Genomic DNA, 27,000 nt, shown 5'->3' with positions numbered 1-27,000 from the left:
AACGGCTGGATGCGCCCGCCGGGGTTCGTCCCGCGTGAAGGTTCTCAGCTGCCGGCGGGCATCAGGGTCAGCAGCAGCAGGCCCAGGACGATCCGGTAGAGCGCGAAGCCGGTGAAGCGGTGGGCCTTGATATACCCCATCAGCCAGCGCACCACCACGAAGCCGGTCGCCGCGGCCGCGGTGAAGGCCAGCGCCACCGCGGTCCAGTCCTCGCCGCCGAGCGCGTCGTCCAGCACCAGTTCGACAAAGGCGAAGCCGCTGGCGGCGAACATGGTCGGGATGCCGACCAGGAACACGAACTCGGTCGCCGAGGAGCGCCGGCTGGTGCCGGCCAGCATCGCCACGAAGATCGCCGCGGCCGAGCGCGAGGTGCCGGGAAACACGCCGGCCACCACCTGGGCCAGGCCGACCAGCACGGCCACCTTCCAGCTCACCGTGGCGATGTCGCCGCGCTTTTCGGCGTAGTGCTCGGCCAGCAGCATCCACAGGCCGCCGATGACCAGCGCCCAGGCGATCGGGGTGACCGTCTCGGGCAGCTCCCAGCCGGCCAGCCGCACCGGCAGGCCGACCACGGCGGTGACCAGGAAGGCCACCGCGATCTTGGCCACGTAGTCGCGGTGGGCCGGCACGTGCAGTTGCGTGGCCAGCTCCCACAGGCGCTGCCGGAACACCAGGGTCACCGCCAGGATCGCGCCGGCCTGGATGACGATGTTGAAGAAGTCCGAGCGCGGGCCGAGCCAGTGCTGGGCGATCAGCAGGTGCCCGGTGCTGGAGATCGGCAGGAATTCGGTGAGGCCTTCGATGATGCCCAACAGCAGGGCGGCAAGCAGGTCGGGCACGGCACGGTGGCGGGCGGAAGGGGTGCACAGCATAAGCGACCGGGCCACCGCACCGGATTGCACCAAATTGGTTCTTGCGCCGCACCCCGATGAAGCACCATATCGGTGCAAAGCCGCTGCTTCTGGCCGCGGCGTTCATTAAAATCAATGACTTGTGAGCGACCGCGACTTGGCACGGGCCCTGCTAAACCCTCGGTACCCATCAACCCCGAGGTTGCAAGCGATGTCCGTGGAAAACGTTGAGAAGCTGATCAAGGAGCACAAGGTCGAGTTCGTCGACCTGCGGTTCGTCGACATGCGGGGCGTGCAGCAGCACGTGACCTTCCCGGTGGGCATCGTCGAGCCGTCGCTGTTCGAGGACGGCAAGATGTTCGACGGCAGCTCGATCGCCGGCTGGAAGGGCATCAACGAATCGGACATGGTCCTGCTGCCCGACGCCGACACCGCGGTGCTGGATCCGTTCACCGCCGACCCGACCCTGATCCTGACCTGCGACGTGCTCGACCCGGCCACGATGCAGGGCTACTCGCGCTGCCCGCGCGGCATCGCCAAGCGCGCCGAGGCCTACCTCAAGTCGTCCGGCATCGCCGACCTGGCGTTCTTCGGCCCGGAGCCGGAGTTCTTCATCTTCGACGCGGTCCGCTTCGCCAACGAGATGGGCAACACCTTCTTCAAGATCGACTCGGAAGAGGCGGCCTGGAACAGCGGCACCAAGTACGAAGGCGGCAACAGCGGCTACCGCCCGGGCGTGAAGGGCGGCTACTTCCCGGTCGCGCCGACCGACTCGCTGCACGACATCCGCGCCGAGATGTGCAAGACCCTGGAAGAATCCGGCATCGAGGTCGAGGTCCACCACCACGAGGTCGCCACCGCCGGCCAGTGCGAGATCGGCACCAAGTTCAACACGCTCGTGCGCAAGGCCGACGAGCTGCTGACGATGAAGTACATCATCAAGAACGTCGCCCACCGCAACGGCAAGACCGCCACCTTCATGCCCAAGCCGATCGTCGGCGACAACGGCAGCGGCATGCACGTGCACCAGTCGCTGGGCAAGGAAGGCAAGAACCTGTTCTCCGGCGACGGCTACGGCGGCCTGTCGCAGCTGGCGCTGTGGTACATCGGCGGCATCTTCAAGCACGCCAAGGCGATCAACGCGTTCGCCAACTCCGGCACCAACAGCTACAAGCGCCTGGTGCCGGGCTTCGAGGCGCCGGTGATGCTGGCCTACTCGGCGCGCAATCGCTCGGCCTCGTGCCGCATCCCGTGGGTGTCCAACCCGAAGGCGCGCCGCATCGAGATCCGCTTCCCCGATCCGCTGCAGTCCGGCTACCTGACCTTCACCGCGCTGATGATGGCCGGCCTGGACGGCATCAAGAACCAGATCGACCCGGGCGCGCCGAGCGACAAGGACCTGTACGACCTGCCGCCGGAAGAGGAGAAGCTGATCCCGCAGGTCTGCTCGAGCCTGGACCAGGCGCTGGAGGCGCTGGACGCCGACCGCGAGTTCCTCAAGGCCGGCGGGGTGATGAGCGACGATTTCATCGACGGCTACATCGCGCTGAAGATGCAGGAAGTGACCAGGTTCCGCGCCGCCACGCACCCGCTGGAGTACCAGCTGTACTACGGCAACTGAGCAAGAACCGGCGCGCGCGGTTGGGGAACCGCGCGCGACCGGCGGCGCCCGCCCGGACGGGGCGGACGCCTGCAAGGAGAGAAAGAAGACGCCACACGCCACACAGGGGAAGCAAGAGAGAGATTCACGGGCCTGCATGACCTCCCCCAAGAAGTCGGATGCATGCCTGCGAATCGGTGCGCCGCCGCCGGTAAGGAGCGGCCATGTCGTACGGGACGCCGGGTCCGTCTGGACCCGGCGCATTCCCGCCAGTTCCGAACGCCGGCCTGCGCGGCCGGACCCTCCACCATCGGGATGCGAACATGAAACTGATTACCGCCATCATCCGGCCGTTCAAGCTTGACGAGGTGCGCGAAGCCCTCGCCCAGGCGGGCGTGTCCGGCATCACCGTGACCGAAGTGAAAGGTTTCGGCCGGCAGAAGGGCCATACCGAGCTGTACCGCGGCGCCGAGTACGTCGTCGATTTCCTGCCCAAGATCAAGATCGAAACCGTCGTCACCGACGAGAGCCTGGACGCGGTGCTGGAAGCGATCCAGCAGTCGGCCGGCACCGGCAAGATCGGCGACGGCAAGATCTTCGTCACCGCGGTCGAACAGGTCATCCGCATCCGCACCGGCGAGATCGGCGCGGACGCGCTCTAACCCCACTCGGAGCCCACTATGAACATTCGATTCCTGGCCGGGTGGAAAACCCGGTTCTATGCCGTATGCACGCTGATGATGCTCAGCGCGGTATTGGCGCTGGGCGTGTCCGGCAATGTCCTGGCCCAAGAGGAGGCGCCGCCCGCCGAAACCGCCGCCGAAACGGTGGAGGAGCCGGCGCCCGGCGATGCGCTGGCCCCGGTGTTCGACGCGCCGCAGGCGGCCGCGGCCGAAGCCGCCGAGGAAGCGGAGGAGGCGCCCGCGTTCGACAGCGGCAACGTCGCCTGGATGCTGACCTCGACCTTCCTGGTGCTGCTGATGGTGGTGCCGGGCCTGGCCCTGTTCTACGGCGGCATGGTCCGCTCCAAGAACGTGCTGTCGGTGCTGATGCAGGTGCTGGTGGTGTACTCGGTGGTGGTGCTGGTCTGGGTCTCCTACGGCTACAGCGCGGCATTCACCGAAGGCAACGCGTTCTTCGGCTCTTTCACCGAGAAGGCGTTCCTGCGCGGGATCGTCGCCGACACCGACGCCGGCGGCCTGCCGGAGTTCCTGTTCATCGTGTTCCAGTCCACCTTCGCCGGCATCACCACCGCGCTGATCGTCGGCTCCTTCGCCGAGCGCATCAAGTTCAAGGCGGTGCTGCTGTTCGCGGTGCTGTGGGTGACCTTCGGCTACCTGCCGATGGTGCACATGGTGTGGAGCGGCGAGGGCGGCTTCCTGGCGCACAAGGGCGTGATCGACTTCGCCGGCGGCACCGTGGTGCACATCAACGCCGGCGTGGCCGGCCTGGTGGGCGCCTGGATCCTGGGCAAGCGCCTGGGCTACGGCAAGGAGGCGATCAAGCCGCACAGCGTGCCGTTCACCTTCGTCGGCGCCTCGCTGCTGTGGGTGGGCTGGTTCGGCTTCAACGCCGGCTCGGCGCTGGCCGCCGACGCGTCCGCGTCGCTGGCGATGATCAACACCATGGTCGCCACCTCCGCCGGCGTGGTCGGCTGGACCGTGGTGGAAGCGCTGACCAAGGGCAAGCCCTCGGCGCTGGGCGCGGCCTCCGGTGCGATCGCCGGCCTGGTCGGCATCACCCCGGCCGCCGGCACCGTCGGCCCGATGGGCGCGATCGTGATCGGCCTGGCCGCCGGCGTGCTCTGCGTGTGGGGCGTCACCGGCCTGAAGCGGCTGCTGGGCGCGGACGACAGCCTGGACGTGTTCGGCGTGCACGGCATCGGCGGCATCGTCGGCGCGCTGCTGACCGGCGTGTTCAGCGCCCAGACCCTGGGCGGCACCGAGGCCGACCTGGCGATCGGCGCGCAGGTGTGGGTGCAGCTGATCAGCGTCGCGTTCACCATCCTGTGGTGCGCGGTGGTCACCGCGGCGGCGATGCTGGTCACCAAGGTCGTGGTCGGCCTGCGGGTGCCCGAGGAGTCCGAGCGCGTGGGCCTGGACATCACCTCGCACGGCGAGTCGGCCTACGAGTCGTAATGCGGCAACCCCCGGCCCGCGGCACCGCCGCGGGCCGGGGGATCCCACGATGCGGCCGGCGTGGCCGGCCGCATCCCGAGCGAAGCGCGCTGCCAGGGGGCGCAGCGCATCCGCCATCGCCGAGGTGACCTGTGTTCCCCCTCCTTTCCCGCACCCGAGCCCCGCGCCGGCACGGCCCAGGCTTGCCATCCGCCGCGCCTGCCGCTGCAATGGGCCATGGCCTTCCGTTGCGTATCCCTCGCTCTGCTCCTGCTGCTGTGCGCCTGCACCCAGGCACCAGTGCGCAATCCGATCGCGCAATGGGAACCGTCGCCCAACCACGACGCGCGCCGCGCGGTGCTGATCGTGCTGCATGCGACCGAGCAGGAGTCGGTGGCGCAGAGCCTGCACACGCTGCGCACGCGCAACAGCGGCGGGCCGGTCAGCTCGCACTACCTGGTCGGCGCCGACGGCGGCCTGTACCAGCTGGTCGAGGATTCGCGCCGCGCCTGGCACGCCGGCGGCGGCAGCTGGGGCACGGTCGCCGACCTGAACTCCGCGTCCATCGGCATCGAGCTGGACAACGATGGTGCTGAACCGTTCCCGCCCGCGCAGATCGACGCGTTGCTGCGCCTGCTCGAGGACCTGTGCACGCGGCTGCGCATCCCGCGCCATGCAGTCATCGCCCACGCCGACCTGGCGCCGACGCGCAAGCGCGATCCCGGGCCGCAGTTCCCGTGGGCGCGGCTGGCGCAGGCCGGCTTCGGCCTGTGGCCCGACCCGGCCGACGGCGAGCCGCCGCCCGGCTTCGATCCGTGGCTGGCGCTGCAGGCCGTCGGCTACCCGCTGCACGACCGCGCCGCCAGCGTGCGCGCCTATCGCCGCCACTATCGCGGTGACGAGGCCGACACCCTGGACGCGGAGGATCACCGCATCCTGCATTCGCTGGTCCTGCAGGCGCGCCGCTTGCGCTGAGCCGGTGTGCGAACCGTTCCCTTCACCGGCTCCGCCGCGCCGCGCCGCGCCCATTCCCGTATTCCCCCGCACCGTCGTCCCCGCGCAGGCGGGGACCCAGCGACTTGCGCCGCCGCCGATAGAGACACTGGATGACCAGCGCTTCGCGCTGTTGTGGAGCGTTTCCCGCCTGCGCGGAGATGACGGCAGCTCGCGGCCGCGACCCGTTTGCACTAAATTGGTGCAATGGATATGACTGCCCCCGCCCCCACCCTCGACCAGCTCGGCACCCCCGTGGCCTGGGTGGACCGGCAGGCGCGCATCGTCGGCACCAACCCGGCATTCCCGCGCTGGCTCGGGGTCGGCCCACGGCGCCTGCTCGGCCAGCCGCTGGCGGCGCTGGAACTGGAGGGCGACGCCCTGGCCCGGTTCCTCGAGCAGGACGAACGCGAGGTGCTGCGCCTGCACCGGATCGCCCTGGGCATGCCCGGCGAGGAGCCGCGCTTCGCCGACGGCTGGGTCACCCGCACCGGCGACGGCTGGCTGCTGGAGGCGCACCCGGCCGGGGCCTTTCCCGCGCCCGACCCGGCGCAGTCCCTGCCCGGCGCGCTGCAGGCCGCGCTGAAGGGGCTGGCCCACGAGCTGCGCAATCCGCTGGCCGGGCTCAAGGGCGCCGCGCAGCTGCTCGCGCGCCGGGCCGTCCAGCGTCCGGAGGAGAGCGGCGAGCGCGAGCTGCTCGAACTGATCGGCGCGGAGATCGACCGCCTCAGCCAGCTGGTCGACCAGCTGATGTCGCCGGCGCCGCAGCGCCCGCATGCACCGCTGAACATCCATGCCGTGCTCGAGCGGGTGCTGCGCCTGGCCGAGTCCGAAGGCGGCTGGGCGGTGCGGGTGCAGCGCGACTACGATCCCAGCATCCCGGAGTTCTCCGGCGACGCCGACCGCCTGACCCAGGCGGTGTGGAACCTGGTCCGCAACGCGCTGCAGGCCAGCGCCTCGACCATCATCCTGCGCACCCGGGTGGAGAGCGGCCTGCATATCCGCGATCACCTGCACGCGCGCGCGCTGCGGGTGGAGATCGTCGACGACGGCCGCGGCGTGCCCGAGGAACTGGCCGAGCACCTGTTCCTGCCGCTGGTCAGCGGTCGCGCCGAGGGCACCGGCCTGGGCCTGGCCCTGGCCCACCAGGTCGCGCGCGAGCACCGCGGCTCGCTGACTTTCCGTTCGCGCCCTGGCCACACCGTCTTCACCCTGCTGCTGCCGCAGAACGAACCCGAAGGAGCACCGTCGCCATGAGTTTCCCGACATGAGCGCGGCCATCAGCGCCGACAACCGCCGCGTGTGGGTGGTCGACGACGACCGCTCGGTCCGCTTCGTGCTGGCCACCGCGCTGCGTGACGCCGGCTACGAGGTCGACGGCTTCGAGAACGCGGCCAGCGCATTGGCCGCGCTGCGCGTGCGCGGCGCGCCGGACCTGCTGTTCACCGACGTGCGCATGCCTGGCGATGACGGCCTGGTGCTGCTGGACCGGCTGAAGTCGGCGCACCCGCAACTGCCGGTGATCGTGATGTCGGCCTACACCGACGTGGCCAGCACCGCCAGCGCGTTCCGCGGTGGCGCGCACGAGTTCCTGTCCAAGCCGTTCGACCTGGACGACGCGGTGGCGCTGGCCGCGCGCGCGCTGCCGGCCGGAATGGCCGCGCCGCCCGAACCGGAACCGGCGCCCGGGCCCGCGGGTGCGGGCGGCGCGCCGGACCTGATCGGCGATACCCCGGCCATGCGCGCGCTGTTCCGCGCGATCGGCCGCCTGGCGCAGGCGCCGCTGTCGGTGCTGATCACCGGCGAGACCGGCACCGGCAAGGAACTGGTGGCCAGCGCGCTGCACCGCGAGTCGCCGCGGTCGGCGGGTCCGTTCGTCGCGCTCAACACCGCCGCGATCCCGGCCGAGCTGCTGGAGAGCGAACTGTTCGGCCACGAGGCCGGCGCCTTCACCGGCGCTTCCAGGCGCCACGTCGGCCGCTTCGAGCAGGCCGACGGCGGCACCCTGTTCCTCGACGAGATCGGCGACATGCCGGCCTCGCTGCAGACCCGCCTGCTGCGGGTGCTGGCCGAGGGCGAGTTCTTCCGGGTCGGCGGGCGCGAACTGATCCGGGTCGACGTGCGGGTGATCGCCGCCACCCACCAGGACCTGGAGACGCTGGTCCAGCAAGGCCGCTTCCGCGCCGACCTGCTGCACCGGCTCAACGTGGTGCGGCTGCAGATCCCGTCGTTGCGCGAGCGCCGCAGCGACATCCCGCTGCTGGCCGAGACCTTCCTGCACCGCGCCGCGCGCAAGCTCGGCGCCGGCTCCAAGCGCTTCGACCCGGCGGCGCTGGCCGCGCTGCAGGCGATGGACTGGCCGGGCAACGTGCGCGAGCTGCAGAACCTGTGCTGGCGCCTGGCCGCGCTGGCGCCGGGCGAAACCATCACCGTCGACGACCTGGACGGGGTGCAGGCGCCTGCGCCGGGAAGCGCGCCGGCCACCGCGGCCGACGCCCCGGGCGAGTGGGACCGCCAGCTCGGGCAGTGGGCGCTGGCCTGCCTGCAGGCCGGCGCGCGCGACCTGCATGCCGAGGCGCGCGACCGCTTCGACCAGGCCCTGCTCAACGCGGCGCTGCGGCACACCGGCGGCCGCCGGGTCGAGGCGGCCGCACTGCTGGGCGTGGGCCGCAACACGGTCACCCGCAAGCTCGGGCCGGGGCGCAAGCGGCGCTGAGCGGTTCGATGTGTGGCCGCCGTCGGACCGTAGTGCGCGCGATTTCCACCGCCGTCGTCCCGGCGCAGGCCGGGACCCAGTGACTTTGCTTCGCATCGGCATGCCCGATGCCGGCGTCCATGACACGCCGGAGACCAACGCCTTTGCCCGGTACCAATCGCAACGCGCGGCATCGGTGCGGATCGCGGGCGAAAGACGCCGGGTCCCGGCCTGCGCCGGGACGACGGTGGGCGGGTGCTCCGCACGAAGCCGATCCATCCAGCCGGGCCGGAGTCCAGTCCACGTCGCCCTGTGTGCGGACGAGGCATCGGGCCAAGACTTCATGCTTCGTGTACCGGCCCACCCCGTATCCTCATGGGCCATTCCCCCGAGGAGACCCACCATGCGCACCGCCCTCGCTTCGTTCGGCCTGCTTGCCCTGGCCGCCTGCAGCAGCACGCCGCCGCCGCCGCCGCCGGCGGCGCCCGCGCCGGTCAGCACCGCGCAGCAGGCCACCGCGGTGCTCGCCTCGGCCTCCGGCAGCCGGGTGAGCGGCAAGCTGACCCTGGCGCCGATGGGCGACGGCGTGCACATCAGCGGCGAGGTCGGCGGACTGACGCCGAACGGCCAGTTCGGCTTCCACGTGCACGAGAAGGGTGACTGCAGCGCGGTCGACGCGACCAGCGCCGGCGCCCACTTCAACCCGACCGACAGCGCGCACGGCCGCGCCGGCACCGCCAGCCACCACGCCGGCGACATGGACAACATCGCCTCCGACGCCGGCGGCGTGGCCAAGGTCAATGCGCACCTGCGCGGGGTCACCCTCGGCGGCGGCGCGGGCAACGACATCGCCGGCCGCGCGGTGATCGTGCATGCGGCGCCGGACGACTACCACACCCAGCCCACCGGCAACGCCGGCGCGCGCCTGGCGTGCGGGGTGATCAAGGTAGTGCAGTAGGCGGTTGTATTCCGCCCCGGGCGCATGCCGGGGCGGACATCTCCAACCGCGCGCGCGTGGTGTTGTAGGAGCCGGGTTCAGCCGGCGACACGGGCGTCGGGAAAACGAGGGAGTCGCCTGCGCCAACGTGCCGTGTCGCCGGCTGAACCCGGCTCCTACAACAGCAGCTCGCGGGCGTCGTCGCGGCCGTTGCAGTGCACGTACAGCACGGGGATGCCGTGCGCCTCGAGCACCGCGGCGAACTGGCGCTGGCGGGCGAGGAACTGCTCGTACACCCGCTGCAGGCGCTCGCAATCGCCCTGGCCGTGCCCGTAGTGGACGCACCAGGCGGCGGGATCGAACAGGGCCAGGCGCGCTTCGCCGCCCTCCAGCCGCAGCAGCGGCTCGGGGCCGTCGTCCAGCCACTCCACCGCCCGCGGCGACAACAGCGCGGCCTCGACCAGGTTCCACAGCCGCGCCAGGCCCTGGTGGTCGTACTGCATCGCCATCATCGCCGCTAGGTCGTGGGCGCTGAGGTAGCGCGCATGCTCGATCCGCGCGGCGAAGCCGTCCTGCGCCGCCAGCGCGGTGTCGGGCTGGGCCATGCCCAGCGCCAGCAGCTTCTCCTCCAGCGCCTCGGCCACCGCGACGACCGCGTCTTCCGCGCCGACCAGCAGGAACGGCAGCACGCGCAGGCCGCCGCCAGCCAGCGCCGGATCGGCCTGCAGCGGCAGCGGCACCCCGCCGATGGCATCGGCGCCGAAGGCGAGCACGCGCGGTCCCTCGCCGCGCCCGGGCGCGCGCGCCTGCAACTCCTGCAGCCGCCGGTGCAGCGGCCAGTCCGGGCGCAGCGCCTCGGCCGGGTCGAAATGCGCCGCCGCCAGCACCAGGTCCAGTCCGGCCACGCCCTCGACCAGCGCGGCCAGGTCGCGGCCGACGCGGGCAGCCAGCTCGCCGGCCTGTTCCGGCGGCAACGCCGCCAGCTCCGGTGCGGCACCGCCGGCCAGTTCCAGCGCGAACACGCCCTTGAACGCGACCTCAGCCATGCGTGCGCCTCCCCGGGCGGGTAGCCCGCGGGATGCGGCGCACACCGGGCCGGTGCGCGGGAACTCCATTCATGCCGGGGTAGGTCTGGATCATTGGCCGCCTGACGGGTCGGGGCTACACTCGCATTATGCATTCGGCCGCGTATGCAGGCCGCCCCCCACGAATGGACTCTGCTTGAGGTAGCCCCATGCCAGCCGCCCGTCCCGTCGCCATCCTCGGCGGCGTCCGCATCCCGTTCTGCCGCCAGAACACCGCCTACGCGGACGTCGGCAACCTCGGCATGTCGGTGCGGACCCTGGGCGCGCTGGTCGAGCGCTTCGGCCTGCACGGCCAGCAGCTGGGCGAGGTGGCGATGGGTGCGGTGATCAAGCACTCGTCGGACTGGAACCTGGGCCGCGAGGCGGCGCTGTCGTCGGGCCTGTCGCCGCTCACCCCGGGCATCACCCTGCAGCGCGCCTGCGGCACCAGCCTGGATTCGATCGTCACCATCGCCAACAAGATCGCGGCCGGGCAGATCGAGTCGGGCATCGGCGGCGGTTCGGACACCACCTCCGACGTGCCAATCGTCTATGGCAGGAAGCTGCGCGCGCGCCTGCTGGCGGCCAACCGGGCCAAGACCACCAAGGACAAGATCGCCGCGTTCAAGGGCTTCAAGTTCGCCGAGCTCAAGCCCGATTTCCCCGGCGTGGCCGAGCCGCGCACCGGCAAGAGCATGGGCGACCACTGCGAGGACATGGCCAAGCAGTGGAACATCGCGCGCGACTCGCAGGACGAGTGGGCGGTGTCCTCGCACCGCAAGCTGGCCGCGGCCTACGAGCGCGGTTTCTTCGCCGACCTGATCGCGCCGTTCCGCGGGGTGGAGCGCGACAACATCCTGCGCCCGGACACCACCCTGGAGAAGCTGGCCACGCTCAAGCCGGCGTTCGACAAGGTCTCCGGCCGCGGCACCCTGACCGCGGCCAATTCGACCCCGCTCACCGACGGCGCCGCGGCGGTGCTGCTGGCGTCCCAGGAGTGGGCGCGCAGCCGCGGCCACGAGCCGTTGGCCTACCTGAAGGACGCGCACGTGGCCGCGGTGGACTTCGTCCACGGCGAAGGCTTGCTGATGGCGCCGACCGTGGCCGTGCCGGAGATGCTCAAGCGCAACGGCCTGACCCTGCAGGACTTCGACCTGTACGAGATCCACGAGGCCTTCGCCGCGCAGGTGCTGTGCACGCTGCGCGCCTGGGAGAGCGAGGACTACTGCCGCAACCGCCTCGGCCTGGACGCGCCGCTGGGCCGGATCGACCCGGAGAAGATCAACCCGGTCGGCTCCTCGCTGGCCACCGGTCATCCCTTCGCCGCCACCGGCGCGCGGGTGGTGGCGACGGCCGCCAAGCAGCTCGAAGAGCGCGGTGGCGGCCGCGCGCTGATCTCGATCTGCACCGCCGGCGGCATGGGCGTGGTGGCGATCGTCGAGCGCTGAGCCACCGTCCGCCGCTGGTTCGCGGCCACGTGTGGCGGCGCGAGTGCGCCGGCATCCACGCGTTCCCGACTCCCGTCGTCCCGGCGAATGCCGGGACCCAGCGACTTCCGCTTTCGGCGGGTCAACAGGCGTCCGCTAAAGGTAAGGCACTGGGTCCCGGCATTCGCCTGAACGACGGGGCTGGTTACTCCTTGAGCCGCGGGATGCCGTGTTCGTCGCGGTCCTCGACCACGGCGCGGTCGTAGATCTTCTCGCGCAGGTCGCGGCCGGGCAGTTCCTCGGCCGCCTCGCCGCGCGCGGCGTGCAGGGCGTTGGCGTAGGCACGGCGGGCCAGCGCCTCGTCGCCGGCGGCGGCGAAGCCGGCACCCATCTCTTCCCAGGCGTCGGCGCCGGCGCCCTGGGCCAGGGCGCGGTGCAGGAAGTCCTGGGCCTGCAGCCACTGGCCCTGCTTGCGCGCCAGCCGCGCCAGGGTCACCAGCAGCGCGGGGCTGGCCGGGTGCGCCTGCAGCCAGCGCTGGGCGCTGGCGCGGCGCGAGTCGACGTGGCCGATCGCGAGGCGGCCGTACAGGTCGGCCAGCGATTCGTCCCAGCGCGCGTCCAGCGCCTGCTCGAGGTGGCGCAGCGCGGCCTCGTCCCAGCGCAGCGCGGCGGCGCGCTCGGCGTAGGCGGCGACCACCACTGGCTCGGTGCGCAGCGGCTTGGGCATGGCCTCCCAGTATTCGGCCAGCAGGTTGGCGTCGGCGGCTTCGCGCAGCGAGCCGGTGGCCAGCTCCATCTCCAGCCGCGCCAGGTCCGCTTCCGGCAACGCTGCCTGCTGGCGCAGCGCGCCGAGCAGACCATAGGCCTCGCCGGCGCGGCCGATCGCCTGCAGCGCACGCACGCGCAGCAGCAGGCCGCGCGGCGGCAGCGGCTGCGCGGTCGCCACGTCCAGGGCGTTGATCGCGTCCACCGGCAGGCCGCGTTCGAGCAGGCGCTCGGCCGACAGCATCGCGTGCGCGGCCGGATCGCGCGCGGCCAGCGCGGTCAGCCAAGCCTGCGCGGCGGCTTCGTCGCCACGGCCGTCGGCGGCGCGCACCGCGGCGGCGGCGGCAATCGCGCCGACTTCCGGATCGTCGACCGCGCCGGCCAGCAGGCGCTCGGCGCGCAGCCAGTGCCCGCCCTGCAGCGCGCGCAGACCTTCGATCAGGCGCGCGCGGCCCTGGCGCTCGCGGTAGCGGCCCCATGCCCGGAACGGCAGGCGCAGCAGCGACCACAGGAAACCCAGCGCCAGCCACGCCAGCACCAGCAGCAGCATCGCGCGCGGCAAGGTGGTGCTGTAGTCGTAGCCGCCGGTGCGCACGATCACCTGGCCCAGTCCGGACTGCTCCTGCTGCGCCAGCCATTGCGCGCCGATCACGCCGAGCACGGCGACCACCAGCATGGCCACGAGCCAACGATAGGGTTTCATCTGCCGGCCTCCTTCCCGTCGCGCACGGCGCGCAGCTGCTGCAGGGTGCTGTCGAGCAGCGGCGACTGCGGCTGCAGCGGCGCTTCGCGCAACGATTCCAGTTCGCCGCGAACCTCGCGCAGCGCGGGTGAATCGGGCCACAACCGGCCGATCCACCGCGCGCTGCGGTTCAGCGCGGTGTGGAAACCGTCAACGTCGCCGCGCTCGAGCGCGGCGCGGGCCAGGGTCAGCTCGACCTGCAAGGCGTCCTCGCCCTCGCGACGTTCGGCGTCGGCCATCAGTGCATGGCCGCCGGCCGGGCGGATCTCCAGCAGTGGCGAAAGCAGGCGCTGCCACAGCGGCCGCTTCGCGGCCGAGGTGTCGGCGGCGGGCACTTCGTGCGGCAGTCCGGCGAGCCTGGCCTCCAGCGCCTGCAGTCGCTGCAGTGCTTCGGCGCGCGGCCCCGGGCCCAGCGCATCGAGCGCATCGCGCTCGGCGGCCAGGGCCTGGCGCAGGTTGCGCACCGCCGGGTCGTCGAGGCGGTCCAGCACGCCGGCGGCCAGCGCGTAGGCGCGGCGCGCGCCGTCCAGGTCGCCGGCCACGTGCAGGCGCTGGGCGCCCAGCACCAGCAGCAGTTCGGCCTCGTCCAGGCGCAGCGCCTGGTGGCCTTCGCGCGCGCTGGCGTCGAGCCGGGCGACGGCGTCCTCCAGCAGCGCGTTGCGCTGGCCCAGGCCGAGCACTTCGTCGCGCAGGATGCGGTTGGAGGCGGCCGCATCCTGCAGCAGGCGGCCCTGCGCGCGCAGGTCGCCGCGCAGCGTATCCAGGCGCTGGCCGAGCGCGTCGATCTGGCGAGCGTCCTCCTGCGCGCGTTCCTGCGCCTGCTGCGCGCGTTCCTGCCAGTGGCGCCAGCCGGACCAGCCGGCCACGCCGAGCGCCAGCACCAGCAGGGCCGGCACGAGCACGCGCCAGGGGACGCGGCGGGGGGCGGCGGCGGAAACATCGTTCACGGCAGCATCCTTGTGCGGGTGGCCGCCTTCGCCCAGTCAACCGTGACGCGTTTCGCACTGGCGGCCCTGTGCGAAAGCATCGCTTGGCGTCCCCGCAGCCGCAAGCGGCGCGTGGTTCAGACCTTGGTCGCGACCGCCTGCGCGGCGGTACCGGCCAGCGCCGCCGGGCGGGGGCTGCCGGCGAGCACGATCCGCCGCCAGCCCAGTTCGCCGGCGAGGTCGGCCAGGCGCTGGCTGGCCACCACCGCCGTCGCCTGCCGCAACCGCGCCTGCAGGTCGGGGGGCAGGCTGGTCAGCACCATGCGCAATGCCTGGCCGCTGCTCAGGGCCAGGCCGGCCGGGGCATCCAGCGCCGCCAGCCGGGCCAGGGCCGATGCGCGCAACGGCAGCGGCACGCGTTCGTAGACGTCGGCACGTTCGATCGCGACGCCGCGTGCGGCGAGCGTGGCGGCGAGCAGGCCACGGCCTTCCGGCGCGGTGACCAGGCCGACCTGGCCAGCCGCCGCCAGCGCCGGCATCGCCAGCAGGCCCTCGCTGTCCATCCGGGCCGGGGCCTGCGTCCCGGCGATGCCGGCGCGGCGCAGGGCCGCGGCGGTGCCGGCGCCCACTGCCAGCCAGTGCTGGTCCGGCCGCGGGTCGAGCCGGACCAGCGCCGCCGCCGCGCGCACCGCCGCCGGACTGGTGAATACCAGCACCGGCGCCTGCAGGGCGCGTTCGAGCGCCTGGCGGCTGGCCGCGTCCTGCCGGGGTTGCAGCCGCCACGGCGACAGCGGCAGCAGGCCGCCGCCGTGGCGCGCGGCGGCGCGGCGCAGCGCGGCATGCTCGCCCTGCGCACGCAGCGAGACCAGGTACCAGGCGGGCGGACGTGGCGCGGGCATTGCGGCATTATGCGGGCCCCGCGCGCGACGCCGCGCGCATCTCCCACGGAACACGATGCAACCGAACGACTCCCTGGACGCGCTGCGCGCGCACCTGCAATCGATCCCGCAGGTACGGTCGATGCAGGTCGAAGTGCTCGGCGAGTCCGACGGCCGCCTGCAGCTGCGCGCGCCGCTGGCGCCCAACGTCAACGACAAGGGCTCGGCCTTTGGCGGCAGCCTGGTCTCGCTGATGACCCTGGCCGGCTGGGGCCTGGCCACCCGGCGCCTGGCCGGCGCCGGGCTGGCGGCCGACGTCTACGTCGCCGACAGCCAGGTCCGCTACCTGGCGCCGCTGGAGGACGCGCTGCTCGCCGAGGCCTGGCTGGAGGAGGGCGACTGGGCCACCTTCGTGGCCACCTTCCGCCAGCGCGGCCGCGCGCGCTGCCGGATCGCCGCCTGCGTGCGCCTGCCCGACGGTGGCGAGGCGACCCGTTTCAGCGGCCGCTTCGTGGCCCTGGCACGCGGATGAGGCACGGGCGCCGGTCCTGCTAGCATGGCTCCGATGCGCGCCCTCCTGTCCCTGTTGCTGTTCGTCCTGCTGACGGTCCTGGCCGCGCCGGCGGACGCGGTCGGCGCTCGCCAGCGGTCCAAGCTCGAACAGGTCCAGTCGGCCTTCGCCTCGGCGGTGCGCTGGAGCGACTTCGAGGCGGCCTGGCAACTGGTCGACCCGGCCGTGCGCGCCGAGCATCCGCTGACCGACCTGGAGCTGGAACGCTATCGCCAGCTGCAGGTTTCCAGCTATCGCGAGGGCGGCAACGGCGCGCTGGACGACGGTACCGTGGTGCGCACGGTCGAGATCGGCGTGGTCAACCGCCACACCCAGGCCGAGCGCACCGTCCGCTACCAGGAACGCTGGCGCTGGGATCCCCAGGCCAAGCGCTGGTGGCAGGTGGCCGGACTGCCGGACTTCTGGGACGGCAGCTAGCGTCGGCGCCGGCGGGCGCCTGTGCGACAATCGCCGCCCTTTCCCGCTGCCGCTCCGGACCGCCGTGAATTTCGAGACCCTGATGGCCTTCTTCGGCCGCCACCCGATGCTGTCGCTGGCACTGGCGGGCCTGACCGTGGCCATCGTCTACACCGAGGTCGCCCGCCTGTTCCGCGGCTACAAGGCGCTCAAGCCGGCCGGCCTGACCACCCTGGTCAACCAGGAGAACGCGCTGGTGGTGGACCTGTCGGCGATCGGCGACTTCGAGAAGGGCCACATCCCGGGCAGCCGCAACCTGATCCCCAGCCAGTTCGACCCGCAGGGCAAGCTGCTGGCTGCCAGGAAGCAGTCGCCGGTGGTGCTGGTGTGCCGCAACGGCATGGCCTCGGCCACCGCCGCCAGGAAGCTCAAGAAGGCCGGTTTCGAGCAGGTCTACTGGCTCGACGGCGGCACCGCCGCCTGGGATGCGGCCGGGCTGCCGCTGGTCAAGGGCCGCGCCTGACCGCCCTGCCACGCCCGCGCGGGCGTGCCATAATCCGGGGTTCTTCCCGATCGCGCTGATCGTTCCTCAAGTATTCCTGGAGTTTGTGAAATGTCCGACGAAACCACCAACGGCGCTGCCGCCCCCGCCCAGCAGGACGCCGCTGCCGCTGGCCCCGCTTTCAGCGTCGAGAAGATCTACGTCAAGGACGTTTCCTTCGAGGCTCCCGGTGCGCCGGCGATCTTCAGCGAGCAGGGCCAGCCGGACCTGCAGCTCAACCTCAACCAGCGCGTGCAGCGCCTGAACGAGGCCCTGTTCGAGGTCGTGCTGACCGTCACCCTGACCTGCAAGGTCGGCGACAAGACCGCCTACGTGGCCGAAGTGGAGCAGGCCGGCGTGTTCGGCCTGGTCGGCCTGCAGCCGCAGGCGATCGACGTGCTGCTGGGCACCCAGTGCCCGAACATCCTGTTCCCGTACGTGCGCCAGACCGTCGGCGAGCTGATCCAGGCCGGTGGCTTCCCGCCGTTCCTGCTGCAGCCGATCAACTTCGACGCGCTGTACGCCGAGACCCTGCGCCAGCGCCAGCAGCAGGCCGCCGCGACCGACGAAGCCGCCGCTGCCGAGCCGGTCGGCAACGCCTGATCCCGGAACCCGGCGCCGGCCCATGACCGCGGGAGTTGCCGTGCCCGACACCCTGGCGGTCCTGGGCGCCGGTTCCTGGGGTACGGCGCTGGCCACCCTGGCCGCGCGCAACGGCCTGGCCACCACCCTGTGGGGCCGGGACCCGGCGATGGTCGCGGCGATCGACCGCGACCACCAGAACCCGCGCTACCTGCCCGGCATCGAACTGCCGGCCGCGCTGCGCGCCACCACCGACCTGGCCGAAGCCCTCGCCGGCTGCCACTGGGTGCTGGTGGTGGTGCCCTCGCACGCCTTCACCGAGACCCTGCACGCACTCAAGCCGCTACTGCCGGCCGGTGCCGGCGTGGCCTGGGCGACCAAGGGCTTCGAGCCCGGTTCGGGCCGTTTCCTGCACGAAGTCGCCGAGGACGTGCTCGGTCCCGAGGTGCCGCTGGCGGTGGTCACCGGCCCGTCCTTCGCCAAGGAGGTCGCGCTGGGCCTGCCGACCGCGGTGACCGTGCACGGCGCCGACGCGGAGTTCGCCCAGAAGGTGGCCGACGCGCTGCACGGCCCGGCCTTCCGTGCCTACACCGGCAACGACATGGTCGGCGCCGAACTGGGCGGGGCGATGAAGAACGTGCTGGCGGTGGCCACCGGCGTGGCCGACGGCATGGAGCTGGGCCTGAACGCCCGCGCCGGCCTGATCACCCGCGGGCTCAACGAGATGCTGCGCCTGGCCGCGGCGATCGGCGCGCGCCCGGAAACGCTGATGGGCTTGGCCGGGCTGGGCGACCTGGTGCTGACCTGCACCGGCGACCTGTCGCGCAACCGCCGCCTGGGCCTGGCCCTGGGCCGCGGCCAGGCGATGGACGAGGCGATCCGCGAGATCGGCCAGGTGGTCGAGTCGGTGCAGACCGCCGACGAGGTGATGCGCCTGGCCGGCCGCCACGGCATCGAACTGCCGATTTCGGCCGGCGTGCAGGCGGTGCTGCACGGGGAGATCACCCCGGTCGACGGCCTGCGGCAGCTGCTGGCGCGGGAACAGAAGCCGGAGTATCCGGATACGTTGTTCCGCTGAGCTTCCCGGCCGGACACAAGAAGAGCCCGGCTTGCGCCGGGCTCCGGGGACTGGCGTGGGGGGAGGGAACACGCCAGCAAAGCAAGCCGGGAACAGGGAGAGAGGTACCGCTCCCGGCTTTCGCACTCTTGATCGGCCGCGGGCCTACCAGCTGAAGCGCGGGCCGACGAACCACTGGGTGTCGCCGTCGATGAACTTCACGTCGCCGCTGACGCCCCAGTTCTGGTTGAACTTGGCCTGGGCGCCGAGGCGGCCGTAGAACTCGCCGCCGTAGTAGTCGCCGTTCTCGTAGCCGGCCATCACGTAGCCTTCGAAGTTCGGGGCCAGCGCGCCGCGCACGCCGACCTCCGCGCTCCAGCCGTCGTGGTCGAAGCCGCGGCCGGCGTCGAGCTTCTCGTAGGCCACGCGGGTGACCAGGTCGGCGGCCGGGGCGATCTCGCGGTGGTAGCCCACGCCCACGCGCCACTGGTCGAAGTCGATCGAGGTGTTGTCGATCTCCTGGTTGCTGTAGGCGCCGAAGACGTGGAAGTTCGGGGCGATGGCGACCGAGCCGTTCAGGCCCCAGCCGTCGGCGTCGCCGCGGTCGGCATTGGTCGCGGCGTAACCGCCCTCGACGTAGTTCCAGGACACGCCCTCGGCGGCCGAAGCGGCGAACGGGGCGGCGACCAGCAGGGTCAGGGCAAGCAAGGACTTCTTCATTGTTCTATCGACCTCTATGTCGTTTGGTAGACCGATCCTTTATGCCGACCGGTGTGGGTAATTATTCGCGGCAGCCCTCAATCCAGCCTGAATATCAAACTGACTGGTACATTAATTGATCGTGGCAACCGGGAACTTCCGGCCCATCGCGCGTACCGCTCAGCCGGCGCCGGTGAAACCGTGCTGGCGCCAGGCCTCGAACACCACCACCGCCACCGCATTGGACAGGTTGAGGCTGCGGTTGCCCGGCCGCATCGGCAGGCGCAGGCGCTGCTCCGGCGGGATCGCGTCCAGCGTTTCCTGCGGCAGGCCGCGGGTTTCCGGGCCGAACAGGAACGCGTCGCCGTCGGCGTAGCGCGGCTGGTCATGGCGCACCTGGCCGCGGGTGCTCAGCGCGAACAGGCGGGCTGGCCGGACCGCGTCGAGCGCGGCGTCCAGGCTGGCGTGCACCTGCACGCGGGCGTACTCGTGGTAGTCCAGCCCGGCGCGCCGCAGCTGCTTGTCCTCCATCGCGAACCCGAGCGGCTCGATGAGGTGCAGGCGCGCGCCGGTATTGGCGCAGAGCCGGATCACGTTGCCCGTGTTGGGCGGGATCTCCGGCTGGTACAGCAAGACGTCGAAAACAGGGTCGGACATCGCGGCGATTGTATGCGGGCCCTGCCTGCCGCCGCGCGGGTGCGGCGGTCAGGGCAGGGCGACGGCCAGGGTCTCGGCCAGCAGGGTCGTGCCCAGCTGCGCGGTCAGGGCCTGGGCCTGCTCGGCGGCGACGACGGCGGCGCGATCGGCCAGCTGCTCGGCGGTCGGACGCACGTGCACGGCCGGCAGGTCGACGATGCGGGCCACGGCGGTCCGGGCCATCAACTCGGTGCGCAGTGCGGCATCGGGGCGGACGGTGACGGTCGGCAGGTCGACGACGTGGCCGACCATGGCGGCGGAGGCCAGTTCGGCGCGCAGGCCGGCGTCGGGCTGGACGGTGACGGTCGGCAGGTCGACGATGTGGTCGACACGAGCGTTGTCGGCGGCGGTGGCGGACAGGGCGGCCAGCGACAGGATCAGGCTCATCGCGGCGGACAGGGTCTTGGCGTTCATGGCGTGCTCCAGTGATGTGTAGCGGTGGTGTGGTAGTAAAGTAATACACCTAATCAGCAAGCGCAAGGGAAAGTTCAAAATTCCCCGCTTTGGTTCACTTGACGTTCAGTATTTGGCTGGACGTTGCTTGCCTGCCCCAGAGCAACGCATACGGCGTGCCAACCGTATCTTTTTGAAATTCAAGGAATTCGCGGTGCGTCCGCGGTGTCCGCGCCGCGCCGCGGACGTCCGCCCGAGCTTCCTGGGTCCTTGGATTCCGGTCCGAAGCGGCGTTTCCGGCAGCCCTGACGGGGCTTGCAGGCGCCCAGGCGCGGCCAGGCCGCGCCGTTGCCAGGTGACGGGCCAGCGGGGTGCGGACGGAGATGGACGTTCCGGGGCGCGGGATCCCGCGCCTGCATCACCAGGGCACGGGTTGTCCGTGGCGGTCGAGGAACAGGCCGGTTGCCCCGGCTTCGAGGCGGCCGATCACCTGCAGCAGCTCCGCCACCGCTTCCTCGGCCGGCAGCGTGGCCTGCGCGCCGCCCATGTCGGTGCGCACCCAGCCCGGATGCAGCGCCACCACGCGGATGCCGCGCGACGCCAGGGCCTGCGCCAGCAGCACGCTGCCCATGTTCTGCGCGGCCTTGCCGATGGCGTAGCTGGGCGTGCGGAATTCCTGGCGGCGGGCGATCGAGCCGATCTCGGAAGACAGGTTGGCCACCACCGCACCCGGTCGCGCGCTCTCGGCGTCGGCCAGCAGCGGCGCGAGCGCCTGGGTGAGCAGGAACGGACCGACGGCGTTGGTGCGCAGGCTGGTCTCCAGGTCGGACTCGGCGACCTGGCCGAAGCGCTCGCCGCCGTGCAGCACGCCGGCGTTGTTGAGCAGCAGGCCCAGGCGTGCATCGTCCAGGACCAGCGGCAGTTCCCGCACCAGCTCGTCGCGGCTGCGCGCACTGGCCACGTCCAGCGGTAGCACGTGCAGCCGCCCCGGGTACTCGCCGGCGAGCGTATTCAGGGCGGTGGCGCGGCCGGGCTGGCGGCAGGCGGCGACCACGCGATCGCCGCGCGCCAGCAGCTGGCGGACGAACTCCAGGCCCAGGCCGCGGTTGGCCCCGGTGACCAGGCAGTGGCGATCGGCTTCGACGGACTGCGGCATCTGCGCCTCCGGGCCGGCATGGCTTGTGGCCTAGTGTAAAGGCCGGGGGCGCTGGGTAGGATCGAGTGTCCAATCCCCAAGGAGCGTCACCATGATGGTAGTCCGCCGGCCGCGTATGGCCGCCCTGGTCCTGGCCATCACCGCCTCGCTGGGCGTCGCCGCGCTGGCGCCGCCGCCGGCGCTGGCCGCCAAGGCCGCTCCGGCCGCGGGCGAGCAGTTGGTGCCGTACGAGCAGTTCACCCTGCCCAACGGCCTGCGGGTGATCGTGCACACCGACCGCAAGGCCCCGGTGGTGGCGGTGAACCTCTGGTACCACGTCGGCAGCAAGGACGAGCCGGCCGGCCGCAGCGGTTTCGCCCACCTGTTCGAACACCTGATGTTCAACGGCTCGGAGAACTACCGCGGCGAGTTCTTCGAACCGTTCGAGCTGGCCGGCGCCACCGACCAGAACGGCACCACCTGGCTGGACCGCACCAACTACTTCCAGAACGTGCCCACCACCGCGCTGGACCTGGCGCTGTGGATGGAGTCCGACCGCATGGGCCACCTGCTCGGCGCGATCGACCAGAAGGTGCTGGATGAGCAGCGCGGCGTGGTCCAGAACGAGAAGCGCCAGGGCGAGAACCAGCCCTACGGCCAGGCCGACGACGCGCTGTACCGCGCGCTGTACCCGAAGGGCCACCCGTACCACCACAGCACGATCGGTTCGATGAACGACCTCAACGCGGCCTCGCTGGAGGACGTGAAGCAGTGGTTCCGCGCCTGGTACGGCCCGAACAACGCGGTGCTGGTGCTGGCCGGCGACATCGACGTGGCCACGGCCAGGGAGAAGGTCACCCGCTACTTCGGCGACATCCCCGCCGGCCCGAGCCTGAAGCGGGTCGATGCCGGCCCGGTGCAGCGCGGGACCACCCGCGCCACCATGACCGACAAGGTGCCGCAGGCGCGCATCTACCGCGCCTGGAGCGTGGCCGGCTACAGCGACGCCGACGTCGACCGGCTGCAGGTGCTGTCGCAGGTGCTGGGCGGCAGCAAGAGCTCGCGCCTGGACCGCCGCCTGGTGCACGAGGAGAAGCTGGTCGACAAGGTCAGCGCCTTCGTGCAGCCGTTCGAGCTGGCGTCCACCTTCTACATCACCGCCGACGTCAAGCAGGACGTGGACCCGGCCAAGGTCGAGGCGATCATCGACGAGGAACTGCGCCGGCTGCTGGCCGACGGCCCGACCGACGCCGAACTGCAGCAGGCGCAGACCGTGATCGAGGCCGCCTTCGTGCGCGGCATCGAGCGCATCGGCGGCTTCGGCGGCAAGGCCGACGCGCTGGCCGAGTGCGCGGTGTACACGAAGGATCCGGGCTGCTTCCGCAAGGGCCTGGACGTGGTCCGCACCACCAGCGCCGCCGCGCTGAAGGACACCGGCAGCCGCTGGCTGGGCGACGGTTCGCACACCCTGGTGGTGCTGCCGGGCGAGCGCACCGTGCTGGAGGAGGAACCGTCGCCGACGCCGGCGCCGTTCGCCCTGCCCAAGCCCGATGCGAAATACAAGACGGTCAGGACCTCGGTGGACCGCAGCACCGGCGTGCCGATGCCCGAGAGTTTCCCCGACCTGAAGTTCCCGGCGCTGGAGCGCACCACCCTCAGCAACGGCACCCAGGTGATCCTGGCCCGCCGCGACGCGGTGCCGGTGGTGCAGTTCAGCTACGAGTTCAAGGGCGGCTTCGCCTCCGACCAGGGCCGCAAGCTGGGCACCTCCAGCTTCACCATGGGCATGCTCGACGAGGGCGCCGGCGACCTCGACGCGCTGGGCTTCGCCAACCGTGCCGAGTCGCTGGGCGCCACGCTCGGCGCCGGCGCCTCGCTGGATGCCGGCAACGCCTACCTATCGGCGCTGAAGGAGAACCTGGACGAGTCGCTGGGCCTGTATGCCGACATGTTGCGCAACCCGCGCTTCGACCAGCAGGAGATCGATCGCGTGCGCGCGACCTGGATCGCCGGCATCGCCCAGGAGAAGGCGCGCCCGAACGGCGCCGCGCTGCGCGTGCTGCCACCGCTGCTGTACGGCCAGGGCCATCCCTATGCGATCCCGTTCAGCGGCAGCGGCACCGAGGCCTCGATCGGCGCGCTGACGCGCGATGACCTGGTCGCCTTCCACCGGCAGTGGGTGCGTCCTGACAACGCCACCCTGATCGTGGTCGGCGACACCACCCTGGACGAGGTGGTGCCGCTGCTGGAGAAACACTTCGGCGACTGGAAGGCCGCCACGCCGGCAGTGGCCACGGCCACGCCGGCGGCCGTGCAGCGCCCGGCCCGGCCGACCGTATACCTGGTCGACCAGCCCGGCGCGGTGCAGGCCACGATCCTGGCCGGCCAGGTCGTGCCCTCGACCAAGGACCCGGGTGCGATCCGGTTCGACTTCGCCAACTCGGTGCTCGGCGGCGAATTCACCTCGCGCCTGAACATGAACCTGCGCGAGGACAAGCACTGGGCCTATGGTGCGTACAGCACCAGCCCGGGCGCGATCGGCCAGCGGCCGTGGATCACCTTCGCCCCGGTGCAGATCGACAAGACCGCCGAGTCGCTCAAGGAACTGGACCGCGAGATCCGCGAGTACGCCGGCGGCAAGGCACCGGTCACCGCGGCGGAGGTGGCCAAGATCCAGGCCACCGAGATCCGCAGCCTCCCCGGCGCCTACGAGACCAGCCGCGCGGTGATGGGCACGATCGGCGGCATCGTCCGTTACGACCGCCCGGACGACTACGTGTTCAAGCGCAAGGCCGAGATCGAGGCGCTGACCGTGGAGCAGGTGCAGCAGGCGGCGGCCACCCTCGATCCGGACAAGCTGGTCTGGGTGGTGGTCGGCGACCTCAAGCAGGTCGAGGCGCCGGTGCGCGCGCTGGACCTGGGCGAGGTCCACGTGGTTGACGCCGACGGCAAGCCGGTGGCCGCGAAGAAATGACTCCGCGCACGCGCCGGCTCCGGCCGGCGCGTGCTTTCTTGTGCAGGAGCTGGCTTCAGCCGGCGACACGGGCGTCGGAACCATGAGGGAGTCGCCTGTGCCGAGGGCGTCGGGTCGCCGGCTGAACCCGGCTCCTACAATGAGCTCCGCTTCGACCACATTCATCCTCCGGCCGGCACCCTGATGCCACCGGACCCTTTCTGGAACCGCCTCATGTCCCGCCGCCTGTCCGTCCTGCTGCTCCTGGTCCCATCGCTGGCCGCCTGCACCTGGGTGCCGATCAAGCCCGAGGCCAAGCAGGTCCGGGTCGTGCCCGCCGGCGCCGCGCCGGCCGGCTGCGTGAAGCAGGGCGAGATCGAGGTCGCGGTCAAGCACAGCGTTGCCTTCTACGAGCGCAACCAGGTCAAGGTTCGCGACGAGCTGGAAACCCTGGCCCGCAACGAGGCCGTGGCCTTGCCGGCCGACACCCTGCAGCCGCTCGGCGAGCCGTCCGGTGGCAGCCAGCGTTTCGCTGCCTGGCGTTGTGGTTCCTGAACGTCGCCGGCCGGCGCAGATCGTAAAGATGCGGTGAAGGCGGCCAACCGGTAGAATCGACGCCCCTTTCGCCCGATCGGCGCGGATTGCCATGCTTTTCAAGAATGTCTCCATCGCGGGACTGGCGCATGTCGATGCGCCGCACACCCTCACCTCGCAGGAAATCAACGAGCGGCTGAAGCCGACCCTGGATCGCCTCGGCATCCGGGTCGACGTGCTCGGCGACATCGCCGGCATCCACGCCCGCCGCATGTGGGACGAGAACGTGCAGGCCTCCGACGTCGCCACCGTGGCCGCGCGCAAGGCGCTGGAAGACGCCGGCATCGACGTGGACAGGATCGGCCTGCTGGTCAACACCTCGGTCAGCCGCGACTACCTGGAGCCGTCCACCGCCTCCATCGTCTCGGGCAACCTGGGCGTCGGCGACGAGTGCATGACCTTCGACGTCGCCAACGCCTGCCTGGCCTTCATCAACGGCATGGACATCGCCGCGCGCATGCTCGAGCGCGGCGAGATCGACTACGCCCTGGTCGTCGACGGCGAGACCGCCAACCTGGTCTACGAGAAGACCCTGGAGCGGATGATGGCCCCGGACGTGACCGAGCAGCAGTTCCGCGACGAAATGGCCGCCCTGACCCTGGGCTGCGGCGCCGCGGCCATGGTCCTGGCCCGGCGCGAGCTGGTCCCGGACGCGCCGCGCTACAAGGGCGGGGTGACCCGCTCGGCCACCGAGTTCAACAAGCTGTGCCGCGGCAACCTGGACCGCATGGTCACCGACACCCGGATGCTGCTGATCGAGGGCATCAAGCTGGCGACCAAGACCTTCGCCGCCGCCAAGCTGGCACTGGGCTGGGCGGTGGACGAGCTGGACCAGTTCGTGATCCACCAGGTCAGCCGTCCGCACACGGCCGCCTTCGTCAAGTCCATCGGCATCGACCCGAAGAAGGTCATGACCATCTTCGGCGAACACGGCAACATCGGCCCGGCTTCGGTGCCGATCGTGCTGAGCAAGCTCAAGGAGCTGGGGCGCCTGAAGAAGGGCGACCGGATCGCCCTGCTGGGGATCGGTTCGGGCCTGAACTGCTCGATGGCCGAGGTGGAGTGGTAAACCGCTTGCCGGCAGAACGGGCAGGAAATTTCCTTGGCCGGTCAGCAGGGGTTGACTAGGTAAAATTCATGTATCAAATTTTCCTTGTTTCCGGATTCCGGGCTGCAAGGAAAAGCTGATGCCGCGTGAAGCCACAGGGCATTACGTCCCCGGTTCGCTTGCCGGTAGCCGCTACCAAGCCTTCGTCCCAGATCCATTGCCGCCGGACCCGCCGCTGGACTTCGGTGCTGGCGAGCTGGTCGCCCGCAAGGAACGCGCCGACCAGGCGCTGGGCCGGCTGGACGGCATCACGTTGATGCTGCCGGACCCGGCCCTGTTTCTCTACCAGTACGTCCGCAAGGAAGCGTTGCTGTCGTCGCAGATCGAGGGCACCCAGTCCTCGCTGTCGGACCTGCTGCTGTTCGAGGCTGATGCTGCGCCGGGCGTGCCCATTGACGACGTCGAGGAGGTCTCCAACTACGTCGCCGCCCTCAACCACGGTCTGCGCCGGCTGCGTGAGGACGATTTCCCGCTGTCCCTGCGCCTGATCCGCGAGATGCATGCCCTGCTGCTGAAGGGGGGGCGCGGTGCGACCAAGCAGCCGGGCGAGTTCCGCAAGGGCCAGGTCTGGGTCGGCGGTCTCTCGCCGGCGCTCGCCCATTTCGTGCCGCCGCCGCCGGAGGCCCTGCCGGACGCGCTGGCCGCGCTTGAACGCTTCCTACATACGCCGCCCGGGCAGACGCCGCCGCTGGTCAAGGCGGCCCTGGCGCATGTCCAGTTCGAGACCATCCACCCCTTCAGCGATGGCAATGGCCGGCTCGGGCGGCTGCTGATCGCCCTGATCCTGTGCAACGAAGGCGTGCTGCGCGAGCCGAGCCTGTACCTGAGCCTGTACTTCAAGCGCCGGCGCGCCGACTACTACGACCGCCTCAACGCCGTGCGCGTGAACGGCGACTGGGAGGGCTGGCTGGGCTTCTTCCTCGACGGCGTGGCCGAGACCGCGCAGCAGGCGGTGGACACCGCCCAGCGCCTGCTTGCCCTGCTGGCCAGCGACCGCGCCCGCATCGCCGCCCTGGGCAAGCGCGCCGGCAACGTCGGACTGGTGTTCGAGCAATTCGCCCGCCGGGTAGTGCTGACCGTGCCGCAGGTCGCTCCGCAGCTGGCGCTCAGCGCCCCGACCATTCGCGCCGCAGTGCGCGCGCTGGAAGAACTGGAAATCGTCAACGAACTCACCGGCCAGCAACGGCACCGGGTGTTCGCCTACCAGAAGTATCTCGACATCCTCAGCGAGGGAGCGCAGCCGCTGTGAAGGATGACAGGAGTATGTCCGCATGCCACTG

The 27,000-nt window shown here is 71.3% G+C and carries 26 protein-coding genes; 17 read left to right on the top strand and 9 right to left on the bottom strand.

Annotated features, from left to right (window positions below):
* Nucleotides 1–44 precede the first annotated feature (44 nt).
* Entirely contained in the window at nucleotides 45–839 is a 795-nt protein-coding gene (locus tag WQ53_RS07395) for an undecaprenyl-diphosphate phosphatase (RefSeq protein ID WP_052633968.1), read from the bottom strand.
* A gap of 223 nt (nucleotides 840–1,062) precedes the next feature.
* Here WQ53_RS07395 and glnA point away from each other — a divergent pair, with 223 nt between their 5' ends.
* The 7 genes from glnA (at nucleotide 1,063) to WQ53_RS07360 (ending at nucleotide 9,214) form a co-directional block, all read left to right on the top strand.
* Complete coding sequence (glnA, locus tag WQ53_RS07390; RefSeq protein ID WP_052631549.1) at nucleotides 1,063–2,472, top strand: type I glutamate--ammonia ligase; 1,410 nt, start codon at nucleotides 1,063–1,065, stop codon at nucleotides 2,470–2,472.
* A gap of 302 nt (nucleotides 2,473–2,774) precedes the next feature.
* Entirely contained in the window at nucleotides 2,775–3,113 is a 339-nt protein-coding gene (locus WQ53_RS07385; protein ID WP_052631548.1) for a P-II family nitrogen regulator, read from the top strand.
* An 18-nt stretch (nucleotides 3,114–3,131) separates the two neighbouring features.
* Nucleotides 3,132–4,589 carry an ammonium transporter gene (locus WQ53_RS07380; RefSeq protein ID WP_052631547.1) on the top strand — a complete coding sequence of 486 codons (1,458 nt, stop codon included), beginning with the start codon at nucleotides 3,132–3,134 and terminating at the stop codon, nucleotides 4,587–4,589.
* A gap of 216 nt (nucleotides 4,590–4,805) precedes the next feature.
* Nucleotides 4,806–5,543, top strand: coding sequence for an N-acetylmuramoyl-L-alanine amidase (locus WQ53_RS07375; RefSeq protein WP_052631546.1), 738 nt, complete (start codon nucleotides 4,806–4,808; stop codon nucleotides 5,541–5,543).
* Between the two features lie 225 nt (nucleotides 5,544–5,768).
* Nucleotides 5,769–6,818, top strand: a complete 1,050-nt coding sequence (locus WQ53_RS07370; RefSeq protein ID WP_173427206.1) for a two-component system sensor histidine kinase NtrB — start codon at nucleotides 5,769–5,771, stop codon at nucleotides 6,816–6,818.
* A 10-nt stretch (nucleotides 6,819–6,828) separates the two neighbouring features.
* Nucleotides 6,829–8,277, top strand: a complete 1,449-nt coding sequence (ntrC, locus tag WQ53_RS07365; RefSeq protein WP_052631544.1) for a nitrogen regulation protein NR(I) — start codon at nucleotides 6,829–6,831, stop codon at nucleotides 8,275–8,277.
* A gap of 382 nt (nucleotides 8,278–8,659) precedes the next feature.
* Entirely contained in the window at nucleotides 8,660–9,214 is a 555-nt protein-coding gene (locus WQ53_RS07360) for a superoxide dismutase family protein (RefSeq protein ID WP_052631543.1), read from the top strand.
* A 155-nt stretch (nucleotides 9,215–9,369) separates the two neighbouring features.
* Here WQ53_RS07360 and WQ53_RS07355 read toward each other — a convergent pair whose 3' ends face one another.
* Nucleotides 9,370–10,239, bottom strand: a complete 870-nt coding sequence (locus WQ53_RS07355; protein ID WP_052631542.1) for a hypothetical protein — start codon at nucleotides 10,237–10,239, stop codon at nucleotides 9,370–9,372.
* 188 nt (nucleotides 10,240–10,427) lie between these two features.
* Here WQ53_RS07355 and WQ53_RS07350 point away from each other — a divergent pair, with 188 nt between their 5' ends.
* A complete protein-coding gene (locus WQ53_RS07350) occupies nucleotides 10,428–11,705 on the top strand; it encodes an acetyl-CoA C-acetyltransferase (RefSeq protein ID WP_052631541.1) in 1,278 nt (425 codons plus the stop codon).
* A 184-nt stretch (nucleotides 11,706–11,889) separates the two neighbouring features.
* Here WQ53_RS07350 and WQ53_RS07345 read toward each other — a convergent pair whose 3' ends face one another.
* The 3 genes from WQ53_RS07345 to WQ53_RS07335 form a co-directional block, all read right to left on the bottom strand.
* Nucleotides 11,890–13,152 (bottom strand): heme biosynthesis HemY N-terminal domain-containing protein, encoded by a 1,263-nt coding sequence (locus WQ53_RS07345; protein ID WP_052631540.1) that lies wholly within the window; start codon nucleotides 13,150–13,152, stop codon nucleotides 11,890–11,892.
* The gene (locus tag WQ53_RS07340) at nucleotides 13,149–14,138 is read right to left on the bottom strand and encodes a uroporphyrinogen-III C-methyltransferase (RefSeq protein ID WP_052631539.1); all 990 of its coding nucleotides are present in this window, start codon (nucleotides 14,136–14,138) and stop codon (nucleotides 13,149–13,151) included. Before WQ53_RS07340 ends, WQ53_RS07345 begins: the two co-directional genes overlap by 4 nt.
* 116 nt (nucleotides 14,139–14,254) lie before the next feature.
* Nucleotides 14,255–15,016 carry a uroporphyrinogen-III synthase gene (locus WQ53_RS07335; RefSeq protein ID WP_052631538.1) on the bottom strand — a complete coding sequence of 254 codons (762 nt, stop codon included), beginning with the start codon at nucleotides 15,014–15,016 and terminating at the stop codon, nucleotides 14,255–14,257.
* Between the two features lie 55 nt (nucleotides 15,017–15,071).
* On the opposite strand from WQ53_RS07335, the gene WQ53_RS07330 reads away from it, so the two are divergent.
* The 5 genes from WQ53_RS07330 to WQ53_RS07310 all read left to right on the top strand — a co-directional run bounded on the left by WQ53_RS07330 (nucleotide 15,072) and on the right by WQ53_RS07310 (nucleotide 18,163).
* Nucleotides 15,072–15,527 carry a YiiD C-terminal domain-containing protein gene (locus WQ53_RS07330; RefSeq protein ID WP_052631537.1) on the top strand — a complete coding sequence of 152 codons (456 nt, stop codon included), beginning with the start codon at nucleotides 15,072–15,074 and terminating at the stop codon, nucleotides 15,525–15,527.
* A 33-nt stretch (nucleotides 15,528–15,560) separates the two neighbouring features.
* On the top strand, nucleotides 15,561–15,983 hold the full coding sequence (locus WQ53_RS07325; protein WP_052631536.1) for a hypothetical protein: 423 nt from the start codon (nucleotides 15,561–15,563) through the stop codon (nucleotides 15,981–15,983).
* Between the two features lie 64 nt (nucleotides 15,984–16,047).
* Nucleotides 16,048–16,485: a rhodanese-like domain-containing protein gene (locus tag WQ53_RS07320; RefSeq protein ID WP_052631535.1), complete on the top strand. Its 438-nt coding sequence runs from the start codon at nucleotides 16,048–16,050 to the stop codon at nucleotides 16,483–16,485.
* A gap of 90 nt (nucleotides 16,486–16,575) precedes the next feature.
* Complete coding sequence (gene secB, locus WQ53_RS07315) at nucleotides 16,576–17,106, top strand: protein-export chaperone SecB (RefSeq protein WP_052631534.1); 531 nt, start codon at nucleotides 16,576–16,578, stop codon at nucleotides 17,104–17,106.
* 22 nt (nucleotides 17,107–17,128) lie between these two features.
* Entirely contained in the window at nucleotides 17,129–18,163 is a 1,035-nt protein-coding gene (locus WQ53_RS07310; protein ID WP_052631533.1) for an NAD(P)H-dependent glycerol-3-phosphate dehydrogenase, read from the top strand.
* Nucleotides 18,164–18,307: 144 nt separating this feature from the next.
* Here WQ53_RS07310 and WQ53_RS07305 read toward each other — a convergent pair whose 3' ends face one another.
* The 4 genes from WQ53_RS07305 to WQ53_RS07290 all read right to left on the bottom strand — a co-directional run bounded on the left by WQ53_RS07305 (nucleotide 18,308) and on the right by WQ53_RS07290 (nucleotide 21,086).
* Nucleotides 18,308–18,862 (bottom strand): Ax21 family protein, encoded by a 555-nt coding sequence (locus tag WQ53_RS07305; protein ID WP_052631532.1) that lies wholly within the window; start codon nucleotides 18,860–18,862, stop codon nucleotides 18,308–18,310.
* Nucleotides 18,863–19,021: 159 nt separating this feature from the next.
* Nucleotides 19,022–19,498: a tRNA (uridine(34)/cytosine(34)/5-carboxymethylaminomethyluridine(34)-2'-O)-methyltransferase TrmL gene (gene trmL / locus WQ53_RS07300; protein WP_052631531.1), complete on the bottom strand. Its 477-nt coding sequence runs from the start codon at nucleotides 19,496–19,498 to the stop codon at nucleotides 19,022–19,024.
* Between the two features lie 48 nt (nucleotides 19,499–19,546).
* Entirely contained in the window at nucleotides 19,547–19,951 is a 405-nt protein-coding gene (locus WQ53_RS07295; RefSeq protein ID WP_052631530.1) for a hypothetical protein, read from the bottom strand.
* A 397-nt stretch (nucleotides 19,952–20,348) separates the two neighbouring features.
* Nucleotides 20,349–21,086 (bottom strand): SDR family oxidoreductase, encoded by a 738-nt coding sequence (locus tag WQ53_RS07290; RefSeq protein ID WP_052631529.1) that lies wholly within the window; start codon nucleotides 21,084–21,086, stop codon nucleotides 20,349–20,351.
* Nucleotides 21,087–21,177: 91 nt separating this feature from the next.
* On the opposite strand from WQ53_RS07290, the gene WQ53_RS07285 reads away from it, so the two are divergent.
* From WQ53_RS07285 to WQ53_RS07270, 4 genes are all read left to right on the top strand, one after another.
* Nucleotides 21,178–24,039, top strand: coding sequence for a M16 family metallopeptidase (locus tag WQ53_RS07285; RefSeq protein ID WP_052631528.1), 2,862 nt, complete (start codon nucleotides 21,178–21,180; stop codon nucleotides 24,037–24,039).
* 213 nt (nucleotides 24,040–24,252) lie between these two features.
* Nucleotides 24,253–24,573 (top strand): DUF4156 domain-containing protein, encoded by a 321-nt coding sequence (locus tag WQ53_RS07280; protein ID WP_052631527.1) that lies wholly within the window; start codon nucleotides 24,253–24,255, stop codon nucleotides 24,571–24,573.
* 91 nt (nucleotides 24,574–24,664) lie between these two features.
* On the top strand, nucleotides 24,665–25,681 hold the full coding sequence (locus WQ53_RS07275) for a 3-oxoacyl-ACP synthase III (RefSeq protein ID WP_052631526.1): 1,017 nt from the start codon (nucleotides 24,665–24,667) through the stop codon (nucleotides 25,679–25,681).
* Nucleotides 25,682–25,799: 118 nt separating this feature from the next.
* Nucleotides 25,800–26,969 (top strand): Fic family protein, encoded by a 1,170-nt coding sequence (locus tag WQ53_RS07270; protein ID WP_173427205.1) that lies wholly within the window; start codon nucleotides 25,800–25,802, stop codon nucleotides 26,967–26,969.
* Nucleotides 26,970–27,000: the final 31 nt, after the last annotated feature.

It is taken from the genome of Pseudoxanthomonas suwonensis (assembly GCF_000972865.1).
GTDB classification, from domain to species: domain Bacteria; phylum Pseudomonadota; class Gammaproteobacteria; order Xanthomonadales; family Xanthomonadaceae; genus Pseudoxanthomonas; species Pseudoxanthomonas suwonensis_B.
This window is presented reverse-complemented; position numbering and strand designations above follow the sequence as displayed.

What these genes read in the sequence shown, in the direction of transcription:
- glnA (WP_052631549.1), top strand. Translation starts at nt 1,063, where the DNA reads ATGTCCGTGGAAAACGTTGAGAAGCTGATCAAGGAGCACAAGGTCGAG.
- WQ53_RS07385 (WP_052631548.1), top strand. Translation starts at nt 2,775, where the DNA reads ATGAAACTGATTACCGCCATCATCCGGCCGTTCAAGCTTGACGAGGTG.
- WQ53_RS07380 (WP_052631547.1), top strand. Translation starts at nt 3,132, where the DNA reads ATGAACATTCGATTCCTGGCCGGGTGGAAAACCCGGTTCTATGCCGTA.
- WQ53_RS07375 (WP_052631546.1), top strand. Translation starts at nt 4,806, where the DNA reads ATGGCCTTCCGTTGCGTATCCCTCGCTCTGCTCCTGCTGCTGTGCGCC.
- WQ53_RS07370 (WP_173427206.1), top strand. Translation starts at nt 5,769, where the DNA reads ATGGATATGACTGCCCCCGCCCCCACCCTCGACCAGCTCGGCACCCCC.
- ntrC (WP_052631544.1), top strand. Translation starts at nt 6,829, where the DNA reads ATGAGCGCGGCCATCAGCGCCGACAACCGCCGCGTGTGGGTGGTCGAC.
- WQ53_RS07360 (WP_052631543.1), top strand. Translation starts at nt 8,660, where the DNA reads ATGCGCACCGCCCTCGCTTCGTTCGGCCTGCTTGCCCTGGCCGCCTGC.
- WQ53_RS07355 (WP_052631542.1), bottom strand. Translation starts at nt 10,239, where the DNA reads ATGGCTGAGGTCGCGTTCAAGGGCGTGTTCGCGCTGGAACTGGCCGGC.
- WQ53_RS07350 (WP_052631541.1), top strand. Translation starts at nt 10,428, where the DNA reads ATGCCAGCCGCCCGTCCCGTCGCCATCCTCGGCGGCGTCCGCATCCCG.
- WQ53_RS07345 (WP_052631540.1), bottom strand. Translation starts at nt 13,152, where the DNA reads ATGAAACCCTATCGTTGGCTCGTGGCCATGCTGGTGGTCGCCGTGCTC.
- WQ53_RS07335 (WP_052631538.1), bottom strand. Translation starts at nt 15,016, where the DNA reads ATGCCCGCGCCACGTCCGCCCGCCTGGTACCTGGTCTCGCTGCGTGCG.
- WQ53_RS07330 (WP_052631537.1), top strand. Translation starts at nt 15,072, where the DNA reads ATGCAACCGAACGACTCCCTGGACGCGCTGCGCGCGCACCTGCAATCG.
- WQ53_RS07325 (WP_052631536.1), top strand. Translation starts at nt 15,561, where the DNA reads ATGCGCGCCCTCCTGTCCCTGTTGCTGTTCGTCCTGCTGACGGTCCTG.
- secB (WP_052631534.1), top strand. Translation starts at nt 16,576, where the DNA reads ATGTCCGACGAAACCACCAACGGCGCTGCCGCCCCCGCCCAGCAGGAC.
- WQ53_RS07310 (WP_052631533.1), top strand. Translation starts at nt 17,129, where the DNA reads ATGACCGCGGGAGTTGCCGTGCCCGACACCCTGGCGGTCCTGGGCGCC.
- WQ53_RS07305 (WP_052631532.1), bottom strand. Translation starts at nt 18,862, where the DNA reads ATGAAGAAGTCCTTGCTTGCCCTGACCCTGCTGGTCGCCGCCCCGTTC.
- trmL (WP_052631531.1), bottom strand. Translation starts at nt 19,498, where the DNA reads ATGTCCGACCCTGTTTTCGACGTCTTGCTGTACCAGCCGGAGATCCCG.
- WQ53_RS07295 (WP_052631530.1), bottom strand. Translation starts at nt 19,951, where the DNA reads ATGAACGCCAAGACCCTGTCCGCCGCGATGAGCCTGATCCTGTCGCTG.
- WQ53_RS07290 (WP_052631529.1), bottom strand. Translation starts at nt 21,086, where the DNA reads ATGCCGCAGTCCGTCGAAGCCGATCGCCACTGCCTGGTCACCGGGGCC.
- WQ53_RS07285 (WP_052631528.1), top strand. Translation starts at nt 21,178, where the DNA reads ATGATGGTAGTCCGCCGGCCGCGTATGGCCGCCCTGGTCCTGGCCATC.
- WQ53_RS07280 (WP_052631527.1), top strand. Translation starts at nt 24,253, where the DNA reads ATGTCCCGCCGCCTGTCCGTCCTGCTGCTCCTGGTCCCATCGCTGGCC.
- WQ53_RS07275 (WP_052631526.1), top strand. Translation starts at nt 24,665, where the DNA reads ATGCTTTTCAAGAATGTCTCCATCGCGGGACTGGCGCATGTCGATGCG.
- WQ53_RS07270 (WP_173427205.1), top strand. Translation starts at nt 25,800, where the DNA reads ATGCCGCGTGAAGCCACAGGGCATTACGTCCCCGGTTCGCTTGCCGGT.